The organism is Pseudoalteromonas luteoviolacea (assembly GCF_021654285.1).
Taxonomy (GTDB): domain Bacteria; phylum Pseudomonadota; class Gammaproteobacteria; order Enterobacterales; family Alteromonadaceae; genus Pseudoalteromonas; species Pseudoalteromonas luteoviolacea_J.
The window spans coordinates 16,380-31,670 of the sequence record NZ_JAKFZS010000039.1 but is presented as its reverse complement, the minus strand read 5'-3'; the positions used below and the strand labels follow the sequence as shown (position 1 = coordinate 31,670).

Genomic DNA, 15,291 nt, shown 5'->3' with positions numbered 1-15,291 from the left:
ATCAAAAGTGCTTTTCGCGCTTCATTTAATCTAGCCACATTGAGTTTTGATGTTGTTAAATGAAAAGGGGTTATTATGATTAAGCGTGTTTTAATTACAGGTGCAAACGCAGGTTTAGGTAAAGAAGCGGCTTTACAGCTAGCAGCACGCCCAGAGGTCGAAGTGGTTTATTTAGGCTGTCGAGATAAACACAAAGCCGCTGTGGCGCAACAAGAACTGGAGCAAATCACAGGGCGGAATATTTTTGAGGTGCTCGAAATAGACGTCAGTGACATCGCTTCTGTTGAGCGCGCTGTACATGATTTACCGCAGAGTGTAGATGCGCTCATTATGAACGCTGGTGGCACAGGGGGTAAGCGTTTTTCGGCAATTAATAGTGCTGGCGTGACAGAGATCTTCGCGGTGAATTTACTTGGCCATAGCGTACTAACAGAGAGGCTTTTAAAGTGTGGCAAGCTGACACAAGTCGCTGTTTATGCAGGCTCTGAGGCTGCCAGAGGAGTACCCGAAATGGGCATGCCCAGACCTAACTTAAGCACTTCATCTGTTGAGGAGTTTATGCGTATCTGTGATGGCTCTGCGTTTGCAAAAAACCAAGATGCCACAGCACATTATGGCCCAATCAAATACATGGGCGCGCTGTGGATGTCGGCAATGGCGAGGCGTCACCCTCATGTTAGGTTTGTAACCATGAGCCCAGCTGCGACCAAAGGCACTGAAGGGTTTAACACACTTCCGTTTATCAAACAGTATGCAATGAAAGGCATGATGCAAGTCATGTTGTGGCTTGGCAAAGTGCACCGAGTTGAGACAGGCGCAGCGCGTTACTTAACGGCGATATTTGATGCAAATTTAGAGTCAGGTCGGTTTTACGCCAGTAAAAAAGGACTAACAGGCGCACTTGGTGCGCAGCATCATGTAGATAACCCACAATTTCAAGACAATGCGCTACTGGCGATTGAACGATTTACAGTTAAATAAACTAAAACGCCCACAATGAGTGGGCAATGTGTAGAAGGTTATTTTGCAGGGATGTATTCGCCAACGCGTTGCTGTCTAGGGTCAGAACCTTTACTTGAATTACTGCCTGCAAAGATCTGTATGAGTAGCTTTTTATTATTAATTGGCTGTTTTTGTTGCTTTATTTTTGCGTTTTGCATAGTTAGTCCTTCATGCTTTTTTAAGGCGCAAAAATTGCGCCTTTGAAGTGGATTATTCGGTAAACTTAATGTGATGCCATTCTCTATTAAAATAATCATCAACTCAGAAATAAAATAAGAGCTAATCGTGTTTTTTAGTTAGTTTCACTCTTTTTCAACTGAGAGTGCTTCTTCTTAGCGGTGAGCATATACACTGGCGAACAAACAAATGCCAGCTAAACCAATTAAAATAGATTTGTAAATTTCAATATTGTAATACATATGTGTGACTCCCCAAAGGTGGCTTACTTGTTCTTCTGGGAACCCAAGCTTATCCAAATTACGTACGAAGTTTTCACCTAATGCGTATAAGTCTACAAAGAGGTAAAGCATAAACACATAAAATAAGCTGTTTGCCATATCAAATAGCTTTGGTTCTTCTCTTAAAAAATAAATGGCAGATTTTCTGCAGTATAAACAAAGGCATACATCGAATACGATTGAAGTGGAAAAATACCAGGTGTTTTCCGTAAAGCCTGTATACTGCCCGTAGACAAAGTTATCTAATAGGCTTGCTGCTATAAGCTCCATTATCGTCAATATTAAAATATACAAAATGAATACACTCATTTTTGGCAAATGAGTCGTTTTAAAAAAAGCAAAAGCCAAACAGGCTATAAATATGGTTGACTCATAAGTTGGCGATTTCATGTTGTAAATGGCAAAAGCAACCGCGATAAAGATAAGCAATAACTTGGTAAATGGTTTCACTCAACCTCCTTGGAAATCATCTGGAATAATCGTTACTGACGGGTAGTCAATGGCTACGCTTTGCTGTTTAGGTGCAGAGCCTTTACCTGTATTAACTCCTGCACATATCTGTTTAAGTTGCTCGTTATTGTTAATCAGGTGTTTTCGTTTTATTTTCATGTTTTTCATCAGAGGCCTCTAATTCGGGTTCTTTTTCGATACAAGCGTTATTGTATTTTCCAGCAACTCCAGCCATGAGCCGTTTTATAAAAAGCAAAAGCCAAACAAGCTATAAATATACTTCCTTCATAAATAGGCGTTTTCATGCTGTAAATGGCAAAACCAACCGCGATAAAGATAAGCAATAGCGTGGTAAATGGTTTCACTCAACCTCCTTGGAACTCATCTGGAATAATTATTATTGGCGAATAGTTAATGGTTACGCTTTGTTGCCTAGGCGTTGAGCCTTTACCGGAGGTCATTCCAGCAGCATAAACCTGTTTAAGTTGATCATTATTATTAATCGGTTGTTTTATTTTCATGTTTTTCATTAGAGGTCTCTAGTTCGGTTTTTTTTCGATACAAGCGTTATTGTATTTTCCAGCAACTCCAGCCATGAGCCGTTTTATAAGAAGCAAAAGCCAAACAGGCTATAAATATACTTCCTTCATAAGTTGGCGATTTCATGTTGTAAATGGCAAAAGCAACCGCGATAAAGATAAGCAATAACTTGGTAAATGGTTTCACTCAACCTCCTTGGAAATCATCTGGAATAATCGTTACTGACGGGTAGTCAATGGCTACGCTTTGCTGTCTAGGTCCAGAGCCTTTACCTGGGTTTCTGCCAGCACAAACCTGTTTTAGCTGACTTTTATTTCTGATCAGGTGTTTGTGGTTTATTTTCATGTTTTTCATCAGAGGCCTCAAATTCGGGGTCTTTTTTGATACAAGCATTATTGTATTTTCCAGCAACTCCAGCCATGGAGGCCAAAAAACCATACACATCTATCTTACACCCATTGTGTAACTTAGTTAACACGCTTTGAGGAAACTCAGAAGTCCCATTCAAATAGTTGTTCATTGTACTGCGTGATACACCCGCTTTTTTGCAGCCTTTTGAAACAGAGCCTTGTTTTGCAATGAGTTCTTTCCTTACAAAGTGCCTCAGCTTTTCCCCGAATTTAAACGGGTCAATTTCATCCATAACCTAAACGCCACTTTAATAATTAAATGCATATTAACTTTCTGTGTTTGTTTTATCAACAAATGTTGGTTGTGGTAATTACGAGTAAGTTGTCCAGATTCTGGAACACGGGTTCTGTTAAATTATGTTTATTCATTATTTTATAAGGTTTGAAAGGAAATCATCATGGCCCTTGAATATGTTATCGAATCTAACACCAAAACGAATAAAAGCTTTATACACAACAGGCCTGTTAGGCAAATGCGTGTTTCGCAGTTTAAAACTAATATGCAAAAATCAATTCGTCGATTAAGAAAAAGTAAAAACTTAACGCAAAGGCAGCTGGGTAATATTCTGGGTGTCGATCAGGCGACTATCAGCAATTTTGAGAGTGGTAAAACGATTATGACTTTAGATCTTGCTTATGAGCTAATTCTCGTTTTTGGCTGTGACTTTTATGTTGAGTGTGATTTATCCGGGATTATGAGTTTACCTAAAGCGAGTTAGAATTATCTTTAATAGTCTCTAAATAGAGCTGAGAAAATAATTATTAAAAATAAGCCCTGAAGATAATTTATGGTCGAGATAATGCTGCGGCTTGGTAAAGTGCCCAGCATTATGTGTTTACGGGCTTAGATACACTAAATTTCAAGACAACGCGCTGCTGGTGATTGAGTGCTTTGCTGTTAAATAAATAAAAACGCCCACAATAAGTGGGCGATGTTTTTTGCGTTATTCAGTAGCGTAATATTATTCAGCAGGTGCGACCCAAAGAACGCCTACAGATTTTTCGACGACTTTCACTTGCACGCCTTTTTCAATTTCCGTTTTACTTTTCAATTGCCATTGAATACCTGAATATTGATAAAAGGCTGGGCTTTCATTATTCAAGTCTTGCTCTAGCGTAAAACTAATATCCGCAAAGTCACTGTCTACTTTTTTGCTATCTTGTTGTGACTGCATTGCTTTTAGTGGTTTCCATAACACACCAGCAAGCAAGGCTGTCAGCACACCATTTATCCATGCGGCATTTAACAAACTTGGCTCAACGAGCCCAAAGTACATGAATACGCCACTGGTGATAAGGGACAAACCTAAGAAAAACAGCACAAAGGTTGCAAACCCCAAGACAATGACTTCAATGCAAAGTGCAACTAGGCCAAAGATGATCAGTGCTTGGGGTAGATTGTCAGTTATAAACGTCATAACTTACCCATTTTTCTTGCTATTTAATGTGTTAATTATAGACATACCTTGCGCTACAAGAGAGCTTGCATCAGTGCCATTGTCAGGAAGTAACACGACGGAAGACTCTTTCGCGATGGCTTCTTTCGCAGAGATTGCCTTGGTAGCTAAGTCTAGTTGAATCGCTTTTTGGCCTTCTTCAGTATTGGCTGCCTCACCGACTTTTTTAAGTGCATCAGCTTGTGCTTCTGCAACGGCTATGATGGCTTTTGCTTCACCTTCTGCTTTGAGAATTTGCTCGGCTTTTTCAGCCTCTGCGGCTAATACTTGTGCTTGTTTTTTACCCTCAGCAACATTGATTTCGGCTTGACGGTCGCCTTCAGATTCTAAAATTTGCGCACGCTTTACACGTTCAGCTTTCATTTGCGCTTCCATGGCTTCCATCACAGAATTTGGTGGCACAATATCTTTAATTTCATAACGAAGGACTTGAATACCCCAAGGTTCAGACGCTGCATTGATAGCTGTTACAATATTGGTATTGAGCATGTCACGTTCTTCAAACGTCTTGTCCAGCTCCATTTTACCTAGCTCACTACGCATGGTTGTTTGTGCTAATTGAGTAACCGCAAAAACATAGTCATCAACACCATACGTTGCTTTGTATGGATCAAGGACTCTGAAGTAGAGTACCCCGTCAACCACAAGCGAGATGTTGTCGCGGGTGATCGCTGATTGAGAAGGCACATCGGTCGCTTGCTCTTTCAAGCTTCTATCGGCAGCAACTTGATCGATAAAAGGGATAATAAAATTTAAACCGGCTTCTTTGGTTGATTGATATTTACCAAAACGTTCAATTATCCAAGCGCGATTTTGCGGTACAAATTTAATTGAACCTTTTAAGATAAAAATGACAAAAATTAGCAGTACAGCTTCGATGGTGAACAAAAAGTTCAGTATTGTCGTGACTGGATCCATAAAGTTACATTCCTTATTAATAGTCTTATCTATACCATAACACGATGTCGGTAAGAGTTAAATTTAACTGTTTAGGCTGATGTAGTTATACTTATTTTTCTGCAGAAAATAACAAGTGTACGCGCTTGTTTGTCATTATTTTGTTATAAAAATTACCTATCCTAGATACTACAGCAGAACATATTTTTTGAGGTATCGACATTGACCGCGCAGTACTACGAGCAGAATGCACTTAAGTTAGCCAAGCTCTATCAGTCAGACAGTTTCGAATCATTGCATGCAAATTGGCTAACTCATCTAACGCCTTATTTTAACCGGCAAAAGTTACAATTTCTGGATATTGGTGCTGGTGCGGGCAGGGATGCAAAATTCATAGTCGAACAGAGCCAAGGCGCCGAAGTTGTTGCAGTAGAACCCGTCAGTTCAATCAATAGGTTAGGTCAAGCTTACACGAGAGATTTACCCATTGTATGGCTTAGAGATGAGTTGCCATGCCTATACGAGGTAAAAAAGAAATTTGAAGCATTTGATGTGATTTTGGTCAGCTCAGTTTTTAACTATCTAGATGATAGCGCTTGTGTTCAAGCACTCTTAACAATTAGGCAGTTGCTTAAACCTCAAGGGTTATTGATAGTGAAACTAAGGCACTGTAATGACAGTGCGCATCTGAAAGAGCGTGGGTTGACGAATATAGACATCGACACATTATCTATCATGGCGCACAGTGCAGATCTCGAGTTAGAGCTCACCACTGCTCAAGAGCCTGATGCGCAAGGTCGTGTGCATACAAGATGGCAAACTCTACTATTTAAGCCTATTTAATGATGAGTAGGCTGATAACGCGTTTTAGATAGCAAGGATTTCTTTTTTGTTACTCGCCGACCACACTTTGTTGGCTGCGCTTTGTTGGTTTAGCCAAATATAGTCAGTGTGTTCTTCATCACACAAGGTGACTTGCACATCATTCGGGACGCAAACACTAAACACATGTTCTGAGTTTATTTTGGCGTTGCTTTCATACCGGTGGCGCCATTGAGGCCTGATCTCATACTGATTGATGCTGTTATGTTGCTTAATTTTGATGCCCAAAGCATGGGCGTCTATACCGGTTTCTTCTTTTAATTCTCGATACGCTGTAGTGAGCGGCTCTTCCCCTCTGTCTATACCGCCTGTTACAGACTGCCAAAAATCAGGGTCATCTTTTCTTTGTAAAATTAAAAATTGCTTACTTTGATTGTAAATAACGACAAGGACAGATAACGGTTGGCGTAACATTATATTTTCCATAGGTGTAAGTACCAATTTATTATACCAAGTGATACGTACAAGCGTGAACTTTTGGGCATCTTACCTATAAAAAAGACAAAAAAAAGGCAGGCCAAACGCCTGCCCAATCTCCAATAGCAATAAACTTTGCCAAGGAAATACCCAATAAACCAACATCCTTATCAGTAAGCTCTACTTCTCGGGAGTTCTAGGAGCCACTTAATTAAGTGGTGTCTCCAAAGGAACAACTTCATCCTACATGGATGTATTCAAAATGTAAACTATTTTGGTGCAAAAATTTGTACTTGTATTAATTTTGTATTTTTTGTTTATAAATATTGCACTTTTATGCGTTTATTCATACGCAAATTAAAAACCTAACAATTACAGCTGACTATGTATTAGGTTTGTAGGTTTGTTGTGTTTTTTACCTTTAATGGGTAAAATTTGCGTGTTTTTAAGTTTATGATTTAAAGTGGTTTTTGTTTTATCTATTTATATGTAGAGTGTTTTTTAATTTCTTTTTGTTAAATAATTGTTTTTATCGGCCTTGATTCTACAGCTTTGAGTATCTGATTTATTGGCTCTTAACTGGCATTCAGACAAGCGCTGCAGTACTAGGTAAATTTTAACTTAACTTGGATTTCATTATGTTCTATACCATGCTTAGACGGGACTGAAATAAAATACTGGCATTATGTTTATAGCATTTTGGTTATCTGTGGTTGTTGTGATGTCGCCGAGCGAAATGTTCATGACCCTCAATCAATTAAAAGAACTCAATAGTAAAAATCCGCAGCACGCCGCGCAGGTTTTTCGTACTGTAAAGTCTAGGTTGCCTAAAAAGCCAAGCCGAGGGCTACTTGATTTATATCTTGCTGGTTTAGAGGCGGGTGTCCGAGTAAATGATGCAGATGTTGTCCAGCATATTGTGGCTGTGCTTGAAAGTGACCCGTGGAAAGAAACGGTTGAGGGGGCTGAACTTGATATTGTAACCGCTGTCGCCATTTATCACAGGCGAATTCACGACTATGCCTATGCAGAGATCTTAAACGAGTGTGCTATATCTTATGCTGCTGATCCAAAAGAGTTTGCCAGAGTGGCGAATAACATGGCTGTGGTGTATCGATACAGTGGGCAGCCAGCAAAAGCGCAAAATATTTTGAATGAATCTTTGATGCTCGCCGAAGACAGGGAAATAGTTGCCAATATAAAAAATAACTTGGGTAATATTTATTTTGATCAAAAGAAATATCGTCATGCTCAACTTATGTATATTCGAGCATTTCGTTATCATTCAGAAGTTGGGCAGTCGGGTTATGCGGCCGGTACCGGACTTAATTTGCTAAATACCCAAATATTTTTAGGCGATTGGCCGAGTTTTGAACGCTACCGCTCATCTGTTGCGTTAGAAGTGAAGCAGAGCGGGCAAGATATGTTTAAGTTTTTTTTCATGTGGCAAACTTATCTCAATGAGCACCTGAATTATGATACTCCTTTATCTGAAAAGAGAATCTCAACGTTAATTGATACAATCCCACTATTGCTTAAGAGTGAACTAGGGCCGTCTTTGGCTTATTATTCGAGTTTATTTCAAAACGATAGATTACGCAGCACACTTCTTAGTCAACTTGAAAAAACACCGGATATCAAGTCAGTACAAGAACCCAATGGCATTCGGGTCAAGCTGGAAAGACTTTGCACAACTAGAATAATTGCAAAAAATCACTATTTCAATCGTTAATATAAATTGTCATTGGTTAAATTTTGATTAATAATTTAGTTTCCTATTTCGGAAAATATGTAAAGGAAACTATAATGAAGTTAATTAAACACGTAGCGATATTGTCATCTTTAATCGCACCCACCTTATCTTACGCCGCGATTCCATACCACAATGAGACATATCAATATACTCAACCAAATGGAGAGGTTGTATCCATTACTCTACATGGCAACACCTACTATGCAGAGCAAAGAGCACATGATGGTAGGTTAGTTGTTTACGATAAAAGCTTAGGTGGTTTGTCGTATGCGTTAGTCAATAAAGCTGGCACTGATATTGAGTCACTCGGTATCCTTGTATCTGATAAAGGACATATAGGAGAGCAGGTTACACACTTTGACATCACCACACAGGCTGGCTTATCTGCAGAGGCCATTCAAAATTTGGTTATTCAAAAGCAAGATGAGTTATTACCCGCGATTGAAAGCCCGCTTTTATTGAGTACACAAAGTGCCAACGTTGAAACTCAAGTAACTGGTCAGATCAAAGGGTTAACCATTATTATTGATTTTCCTGATGAGCGCGGCAGCATCACGAAATCTCAGGTTGAACGCTTTTTGAATGATCAAAACTACACCGAATTTGGCAATGCCCAATCTGTTCGAGGTTACTTTCTTGAGGTATCTGATAACAAGTTAGATTACACTAATACAGTTACTGCATATTACACTGCAAAAAAAAATAAAGCCTATTATGCAGACTCAAGTTTAAGTTCGACTGTACGCTCTCAAGAATTGATTAAAGAAGCGTTAGATTGGCTTGAATACCAACAGGGGTTTGATTTTTCAACATTATCTACCAATAGCAGCAATCAAATACGCGGCCTCAATATTTTTTACGCGGGTAATTCAGATAGCTCATGGTCAAAAGGGCTGTGGCCGCATATGGCGAGGTTGAGCCCAAGATTTTGTGCCGATGGCGTGTGTACTGACCGATATCAAATTACGGATATGCGTGCCAGTTTATCCATAGGTACATTTGTGCATGAGTCGGGGCACTTGATCACTAATTGGCCTGATCTATACGATTACGATGGCAGTTCTCATGGCTCTGTTGCTAGTTATGGTGTTATGGGATTTGGTGCGATTGGCACAACGAATAAATTTAAACCGACCCCGCCTGTTGCACATTTCAGAGCAATTGCTGGATGGGATACCGTGACTGAGTTAAACCCTGCGGTCGATCAGAATGCACCAAAAGGGGTGCTTACGCATACCTCAGGTGCGCATACATCCTATAAATGGACCAATCCAAGTAATCGTAACGAGGCATTTTATATCGAAGCTATCCACCAATCAGGTCAAAACTCTGAACAGCCCGGTCAGGGATTAGCGATATGGCATGTCGATTCGAGAGGAAGCAACTCTAATGAGTGGTACCCTTATATCCAAATGGAACATGCTGATGGCAATCGTGACCCTGAGAATAAGCGCAATAGAGGTGACGGTACCGACCTATTTATAGCAAATGGGGAGTTTAGTAAATTATATCCAAACAGTTTATCTTCAAAAGGGACTAATTCACTTTGGTGGAATGGCTCTGATTCAGGGCTCTCTATTTCTGGTATCTCAGATCCAGCTAAAACCATTTCGTTTACCGTTGAATCGTCTGTTGTTGAGCCGCCTAAAGGTGAAACTTATCGCGGGACGCTTAGCAATAAAGCACAGCAAATTCAACCTAATGGTAGTTGGTTTCAATATGCTGGTGGCACTATATCCCTTGATTTAACAGGCCCAAGCAATGCTGATTTTGACTTGAAACTTGAGCGCTGGCAAGGTGGGGGATGGACACAAGTATCAATCTCAGAAACACCTACATCAGTTGAGTCAATTTCGTATAGTGCTGCAAATGGATACTATCGCATAGTTGTGTATTCATATTCAGGCGCAGGTGATTACACTTTAATTGTTAATAAGTAATGCCTTAGTGTAAAAGCTCACAATCACAAGTGGATCAGATGCTTAGCGTGGGGTCCACTTTGTAAATCCTCATCAACAAAAACTTCTCTTCAATATTTTGTGCACATTTCCCTGTTAAATCTCTCTTACATCACCGCAACGCGCTGTTTTATTTGCAGTGATTAACATAAACGAATCTCGCAAGTTAAAATTTAGTAAAATATTTGTTTGATCTGAAATTGAAAATCATTATCATTATTACCTGTAAGGGGGACTTTGCAGTATATAGCGTGCTTTTTACACACAAATTGATTAAGGAGTAATTATGTCTCGTAGATTTTTATTGACTGGCGCGACTGGGGTCGTGGGGCTCTCAATGATAGAGCTTTTATCACCAAATGATGAGATTGTTATTCTAGTAAATCAACGATCTTTTAGTGAGTTGCCTCAAGGGGTAAGTCAGCAAATTCAGGGTGATATCCGTAAAGCCAATTTTGGCTTAAGTGATGAGCAAATAGCTCAACTTGAAGGTATAGATTGTATCGTGCACAGCGCGGCACTGACAGACTTTACCGCCGATCCAGATGTGTTAGCTGGGATAAATGTGGCGGGTCTTAAACACGCCATCCAGTTGTCTGAGCAGTTAACCGTACCGCTTATCCATATAAGCACTGCATTTGTAAAAGGTCGAAATGGTCATGATTTTAATAATTATGAGCAAAGCAAACGCGAAGCAGAAGCTTGCCTCAGCGATAACATCACAGTTGTTCGTCCATCTGTGATCATTGGCGACAGCGCACTGGGTTTGATGCCTAAAAAGCAAGGGCTACATAACATGCTTAAACTTGCCACCAAGGAAGTTATCCCGATAGTCCCTGGAGATGCGAACACATTGGTTGATGTGATCCCCCGCGATATTGTCGCTAAATGTATTTTGACGATAGTGGATAAAAAGCTGTCAGGTGAGTTTTGGTTAACCGCGGGCACCTTGGCTAAAACACTAGGCGACTTGCTTACACTAGGTGAAGATGATGATATCACATCACGTTATGATGTGCGTTTCAAAGCGCCTAAGCTAATGAGCCCAACCACCTTTGAGAGGTTGGTTAAACCCGTATTTATGCCGGCACTGCCAAAACGCTTTAAACGTATGTTTGAAGAAACGTCTATTTATTTAAAATATCTTGATATGTCAGAAGGTTTTCAATCTGATGTACCGCATCTAGCTGAGGTTGCAGGCGAGTGTTACAACTATGATGTACGCCATACACTGGCTAAAAACTTGGTTGCTTATGATCATCAGCATCCTTTGATCACTGAGCTTTCGGGAGCGCAGTGACGTGAGAGAGGAAACACTCGAACTACTTAAGGCGCACAGTAACCGCTCAAAAGCACGTTTATCTAGCATGATGAGCTTACCCATAGAGCAAAGTGCTCATTGTGCTGAAATTGTCGACGAAAAAGGCAAAACCTATTTAGACTTTGGTGGGTTTGGGGTCTTTATTTTGGGACACAAACATCCGCAAGTTGTGGCGGCCGTCAAATCGCAAATAGACATTATGCCAATGAGTTCACGCACGCTTGTGAGCCCAAATTTGGCTTCTGCCAGTAAAAAGCTGGTAGATATTTGTCCTGAGCCTATCCAATATGCCTTTTTCACTAATTCTGGTGCGGAATCGACAGAGCTGGGGCTGAAGCTCGCCAGAGCCAATGGGTGTAAACATATTATTGCCGTAACGGGCAGTTATCATGGAAAGTCACTAGGTGCTTTGTCGGTAACACACCGCGATGAATTTCGCACGCCATTTGCGCCACTGTTTGACAATGTTGAGTTTGTCGAACGAGACAATGTTGCGGCACTAAAAGCGGCGTTTGCTAAACACAAAGAGCCTGTCGCTTTTATTACTGAGCCTGTTCAAGGCGAGGGCGGTGTTTATGCCCTGAGCTATGAATTTTTGCATACTGCCAAGCAGTTGTGTGAGCAATCAAAAGGTCTATTTATTTGTGATGAAATCCAGTCTGGGCTTGCTCGCACTGGCAGTATGTGGGCTATTGATAAACACAACATAGTGCCGGATGTCATGCTGGTAGGCAAAGGCCTCAGCGGTGGTGTCGTGCCGTGCGCAGCTGTGGTTGCTACAGAAGCTGCTTTTGCACCGTTAAATAAAGATTTTATGCTGCATTCAAGTACCTTTGGCGGCTCTCCGATTGCGTTGGCTGCGGCTGAAGCGACGATTGATGTGTTGCTTAAAGATCAAATTGCAGAACGAGCATCCAAGATAGGTCAAAACATAGTAACCAAATTAAAAAGCATTGCGGCGGTACATAACAACAGTGCTTCGCAGGAAATCATTGTGCGCGGTGAGGGGCTTTTGATCGGGATTGATGTTGGTAGTCCTGCTCGTGCAGGCCAGCTCACTTTGTCACTTTTACATCATAACATCCTGACGAGCCACTCATTAAGTAATGCGTCTACGGTGCGCTTAACCCCATGTGCTTTTTTAACTGACGAGCAGTTAGCACAGCTTTATACCGCGTTTGAAAACGCAATTGACAAGATTTAAGGAAATACCATGAGAGACGTAAAATATACCCAAACAGTTAATGCATCGGCGGTAGAAGCATTTGAGAAAATTGCTGACTTCAAATCATTTGAAAGTCATTGTCAGGCGGTGATCTCCGTTGATGTGACTGAGATTAATGAGACTGAGTCTGAGTCAACTTGGTTGGTGCATTTTCACGATGGAAAAATGTCGTGGCGCGAACGCGATATATTCAACAAAAATGACTTGAAGATTGAATTTACGCAAATAGAAGGAGATGCAGATATTTTTGAAGGGTTTTGGTCTATTGAAGCTCTTTCAGAAGGCCAATGCACAGTGACATTTGATGCGCGTTTTTGCATGGGGATCCCAACGCTTGCGGATATTTTAGAGCCAATTGCGGAATCTGCTATCAAGCAAAATGTTGAGCAAATGTTGAGCGAGCTATTCGCCAGCCAGCAAGAGGCCGTTGCATGAGTACATTCCAAAACGCGCAGCATTTGCTGCGCGATACGTTGCCAGAATTGGCAAATTATTTGGCCGAAACCCCCTTTGACGCGCTAGAAGATGAGAAAAGCCAAGCCATCAATATATTCAGAGACACAGGTGGTGCACCTACCTTGGTGAAGCAAAAGTATGGTGGAAAAGGTCTGGATGCTTGGCAAGCCGTGCAATTGCAAATGGCCATTGGTGGCGCATCACCATCGTTAGCAATTGCTGTTGGCATGCATCAGTTTTCGATTGCGACTTTGCAAGAAATGGCGAAAGTGGGTAATGGACTGGAGTCTTTGATGTTAGAAGGGATCTCTCGTTCAAACTTATTGGTGTCTTCTGCTTTCAGTGAAGGGCAAATAGGTAAAAGTATCTTAAAAAGCTCAATTGTCGCCAAAGAAGTGGACAAAGGTTATGTGATTTCAGGCGTCAAAAAACCGTGTAGTTTAGCTCACTGCATGGATTTATTGACTGCCAGTGTGCAAGTTGAACCTAAAGACGGTGAGCCTTACTTTGCTGTTGCCATGATCCACAAAGCATGCGAGGGGATCTCGGTTGAAAAGTTTTGGCAAGCACCTTTTTTACAAGCTAGCCAAAGTGAAGCTGTTGTTTTAGAAAACGTGTTTGTGCCGCATTCAATGTTAGTGAATGTAGATGAAAAGTCTGCTTATCAGTCACATGTCGCCGGTTTTGTATGGTTTGAACTCATTACCTGCGCGTCATACTTAGGTATGGTATGTGGTTTAGTTGAGCGTGCTTGTGAGCTTGGCAGATTGCAAGGTGCAGATAAGGCACAGGCTCACATTCAATTAGAAGCATGTGCATTATCGTTAAAAGCAATCGCAGCAGACATGAATGAGCAAACTCAAGACACATTGGCACAAGTATTAAGTGTGCGCTACCACTTGCAAGACGTATTAGCGAATGTAACGCAAAATACGCTGAGTTTAGTTGGGGGAATTAATTACATTAACAATGGATACTTTGCGACGATTGCGCAGGTAGTACATGCATTTAATTTTCATCCACCTGCCAAGCATGCCATGTATGGGCCTTTGAATCAGTACTTCGATGGTCAAGAGTTGGAGATGGTGTAATGCGTATAGCGCTGTGCAATATTGAAAATATGGCCACACAACCTGCCATCCTTCAGGTGTTAGAGACGCACAAGGATGAGATAAAACTGGTGATCACCAGTGATCCGTATTCTAAAAAAAATGGCGGGTTTTTAGCGCAAGCGTATAAAAATATGCGCTTTAGAGGGTACGGATTCACAGAGTATCTTTTTGTGAAAATGGTATTTTTATCTCTAATACGCCCGTTGTTGAAATGCTTTGGTGTGGATGTGTTGCCCAGTATTGAACAGCGCTGTAGCGAGCTGGGTATTAAGTATATCAAGGTAAAAGATATTAATTCAGCCGGTGTGGTTGAGCTTGTTAAAAACCAAAGTATTGATTTGCTGAGTATTTATTATTTTGACCAAATTTTACATAACGAGATCATTGGTTCTGCAACACAAGGTGTAGTCAATTTTCACCCAGCATATTTGCCAAAATGCCGAGGTTTGTTCCCGATCATGTTTAGTTATCTTTATAACGAAGAAAATTATGGTATTTCTGCACATTGGGTTGAAAATAAAGAGATTGATGCTGGGCCTGTGATCGCTCAAAGTGCGATAAAGGTGAGTGGTGCGACATGTTTATTGGAGATAGATAGACAAGTGAGTAACTGCTTTCCGGCTTTATACGCGCAAGTATTAGAGTTGTTGAAGTATCAACACGTGGAAGCGAGGGATCAATCTCAGCAAAGTAGTTACTTTTCATATCCGACACGAATACAGTTGCGAGAGCTGAAAACGACTTTGCCTTTGATAAAGTGGCGATGGGTTTTACGTAACATGGGTAAGAAAAGTACACAATGATGGGTTTAACAGAGACTTATATGAAAATAAAATTGAAATTTATTTAGTATGCCTAGTATAAAAATCAAACAAGGGTACAATGAACACGACTTTAGATAATTTATTCTAATTTCGATTGTACGACAACATTGGATGAGCGGGCCTTTATCG

Annotated in this window: 21 protein-coding genes; 10 read left to right on the top strand and 11 right to left on the bottom strand. The window is 40.7% G+C overall.

The features are described 5' to 3' along the window. The first annotated feature begins 75 nt into the window (after positions 1-75). Positions 76-981, top strand: coding sequence for an SDR family NAD(P)-dependent oxidoreductase (locus L1077_RS24565; protein WP_237139440.1), 906 nt, complete (start codon positions 76-78; stop codon positions 979-981). 38 nt (positions 982-1,019) lie between these two features. Here L1077_RS24565 and L1077_RS24560 read toward each other — a convergent pair whose 3' ends face one another. The 8 genes from L1077_RS24560 to L1077_RS24525 form a co-directional block, all read right to left on the bottom strand. Beyond that, positions 1,020-1,160, bottom strand: a complete 141-nt coding sequence (locus L1077_RS24560; RefSeq protein ID WP_237139439.1) for a hypothetical protein — start codon at positions 1,158-1,160, stop codon at positions 1,020-1,022. 174 nt (positions 1,161-1,334) lie between these two features. Then, entirely contained in the window at positions 1,335-1,910 is a 576-nt protein-coding gene (locus tag L1077_RS24555; RefSeq protein ID WP_237139437.1) for a hypothetical protein, read from the bottom strand. After that, positions 1,911-2,078 carry a hypothetical protein gene (locus L1077_RS24550; protein WP_237139436.1) on the bottom strand — a complete coding sequence of 56 codons (168 nt, stop codon included), beginning with the start codon at positions 2,076-2,078 and terminating at the stop codon, positions 1,911-1,913. Between the two features lie 38 nt (positions 2,079-2,116). After that, on the bottom strand, positions 2,117-2,275 hold the full coding sequence (locus tag L1077_RS24545) for a hypothetical protein (RefSeq protein ID WP_237139435.1): 159 nt from the start codon (positions 2,273-2,275) through the stop codon (positions 2,117-2,119). Next, positions 2,276-2,440, bottom strand: coding sequence for a hypothetical protein (locus tag L1077_RS24540; RefSeq protein WP_237139434.1), 165 nt, complete (start codon positions 2,438-2,440; stop codon positions 2,276-2,278). 37 nt (positions 2,441-2,477) lie between these two features. After that, the gene (locus L1077_RS24535; RefSeq protein ID WP_237139433.1) at positions 2,478-2,636 is read right to left on the bottom strand and encodes a hypothetical protein; all 159 of its coding nucleotides are present in this window, start codon (positions 2,634-2,636) and stop codon (positions 2,478-2,480) included. Continuing rightward, positions 2,637-2,795: a hypothetical protein gene (locus tag L1077_RS24530; protein ID WP_237139432.1), complete on the bottom strand. Its 159-nt coding sequence runs from the start codon at positions 2,793-2,795 to the stop codon at positions 2,637-2,639. It abuts the gene before it with no gap. Next, complete coding sequence (locus L1077_RS24525) at positions 2,761-3,093, bottom strand: helix-turn-helix domain-containing protein (protein ID WP_237139431.1); 333 nt, start codon at positions 3,091-3,093, stop codon at positions 2,761-2,763. Before L1077_RS24525 ends, L1077_RS24530 begins: the two co-directional genes overlap by 35 nt. Positions 3,094-3,258: 165 nt before the next feature. Between L1077_RS24525 and L1077_RS24520 the strand changes: the two genes are divergently transcribed. After that, entirely contained in the window at positions 3,259-3,579 is a 321-nt protein-coding gene (locus tag L1077_RS24520) for a helix-turn-helix transcriptional regulator (protein ID WP_237139430.1), read from the top strand. Positions 3,580-3,822: 243 nt separating this feature from the next. On the opposite strand, the gene L1077_RS24515 is transcribed toward L1077_RS24520, so the two are convergent. Beyond that, positions 3,823-4,278 carry an NfeD family protein gene (locus L1077_RS24515; protein ID WP_237139429.1) on the bottom strand — a complete coding sequence of 152 codons (456 nt, stop codon included), beginning with the start codon at positions 4,276-4,278 and terminating at the stop codon, positions 3,823-3,825. A 3-nt stretch (positions 4,279-4,281) separates the two neighbouring features. After that, a complete protein-coding gene (locus tag L1077_RS24510) occupies positions 4,282-5,235 on the bottom strand; it encodes a slipin family protein (protein ID WP_063360469.1) in 954 nt (317 codons plus the stop codon). 201 nt (positions 5,236-5,436) lie between these two features. Between L1077_RS24510 and L1077_RS24505 the strand changes: the two genes are divergently transcribed. Beyond that, positions 5,437-6,057 carry a class I SAM-dependent methyltransferase gene (locus tag L1077_RS24505; protein ID WP_063360468.1) on the top strand — a complete coding sequence of 207 codons (621 nt, stop codon included), beginning with the start codon at positions 5,437-5,439 and terminating at the stop codon, positions 6,055-6,057. 24 nt (positions 6,058-6,081) lie between these two features. Here the strand turns inward: L1077_RS24505 and nudB are convergent, their stop codons facing one another. Next, on the bottom strand, positions 6,082-6,510 hold the full coding sequence (gene nudB / locus L1077_RS24500; RefSeq protein ID WP_237139428.1) for a dihydroneopterin triphosphate diphosphatase: 429 nt from the start codon (positions 6,508-6,510) through the stop codon (positions 6,082-6,084). A 688-nt stretch (positions 6,511-7,198) separates the two neighbouring features. On the opposite strand from nudB, the gene L1077_RS24495 reads away from it, so the two are divergent. The 7 genes from L1077_RS24495 (at position 7,199) to L1077_RS24465 (ending at position 15,141) form a co-directional block, all read left to right on the top strand. Further along, entirely contained in the window at positions 7,199-8,245 is a 1,047-nt protein-coding gene (locus L1077_RS24495) for a tetratricopeptide repeat protein (protein ID WP_237139427.1), read from the top strand. Between the two features lie 74 nt (positions 8,246-8,319). Then, on the top strand, positions 8,320-10,206 hold the full coding sequence (locus L1077_RS24490) for a M6 family metalloprotease domain-containing protein (RefSeq protein WP_237139426.1): 1,887 nt from the start codon (positions 8,320-8,322) through the stop codon (positions 10,204-10,206). 304 nt (positions 10,207-10,510) lie between these two features. After that, the gene (locus L1077_RS24485; RefSeq protein ID WP_237139425.1) at positions 10,511-11,524 is read left to right on the top strand and encodes an SDR family oxidoreductase; all 1,014 of its coding nucleotides are present in this window, start codon (positions 10,511-10,513) and stop codon (positions 11,522-11,524) included. A gap of 1 nt (position 11,525) precedes the next feature. After that, a complete protein-coding gene (locus L1077_RS24480) occupies positions 11,526-12,749 on the top strand; it encodes an aspartate aminotransferase family protein (RefSeq protein ID WP_237139424.1) in 1,224 nt (407 codons plus the stop codon). A gap of 9 nt (positions 12,750-12,758) precedes the next feature. Then, positions 12,759-13,205 carry a type II toxin-antitoxin system RatA family toxin gene (locus L1077_RS24475; protein ID WP_237139422.1) on the top strand — a complete coding sequence of 149 codons (447 nt, stop codon included), beginning with the start codon at positions 12,759-12,761 and terminating at the stop codon, positions 13,203-13,205. After that, the gene (locus L1077_RS24470; protein WP_237139421.1) at positions 13,202-14,317 is read left to right on the top strand and encodes an acyl-CoA dehydrogenase family protein; all 1,116 of its coding nucleotides are present in this window, start codon (positions 13,202-13,204) and stop codon (positions 14,315-14,317) included. The genes L1077_RS24475 and L1077_RS24470 overlap by 4 nt, the downstream gene beginning before the upstream one ends. Next, the gene (locus L1077_RS24465) at positions 14,317-15,141 is read left to right on the top strand and encodes a formyltransferase family protein (RefSeq protein ID WP_237139420.1); all 825 of its coding nucleotides are present in this window, start codon (positions 14,317-14,319) and stop codon (positions 15,139-15,141) included. Before L1077_RS24470 ends, L1077_RS24465 begins: the two co-directional genes overlap by 1 nt. Positions 15,142-15,291: the final 150 nt, after the last annotated feature.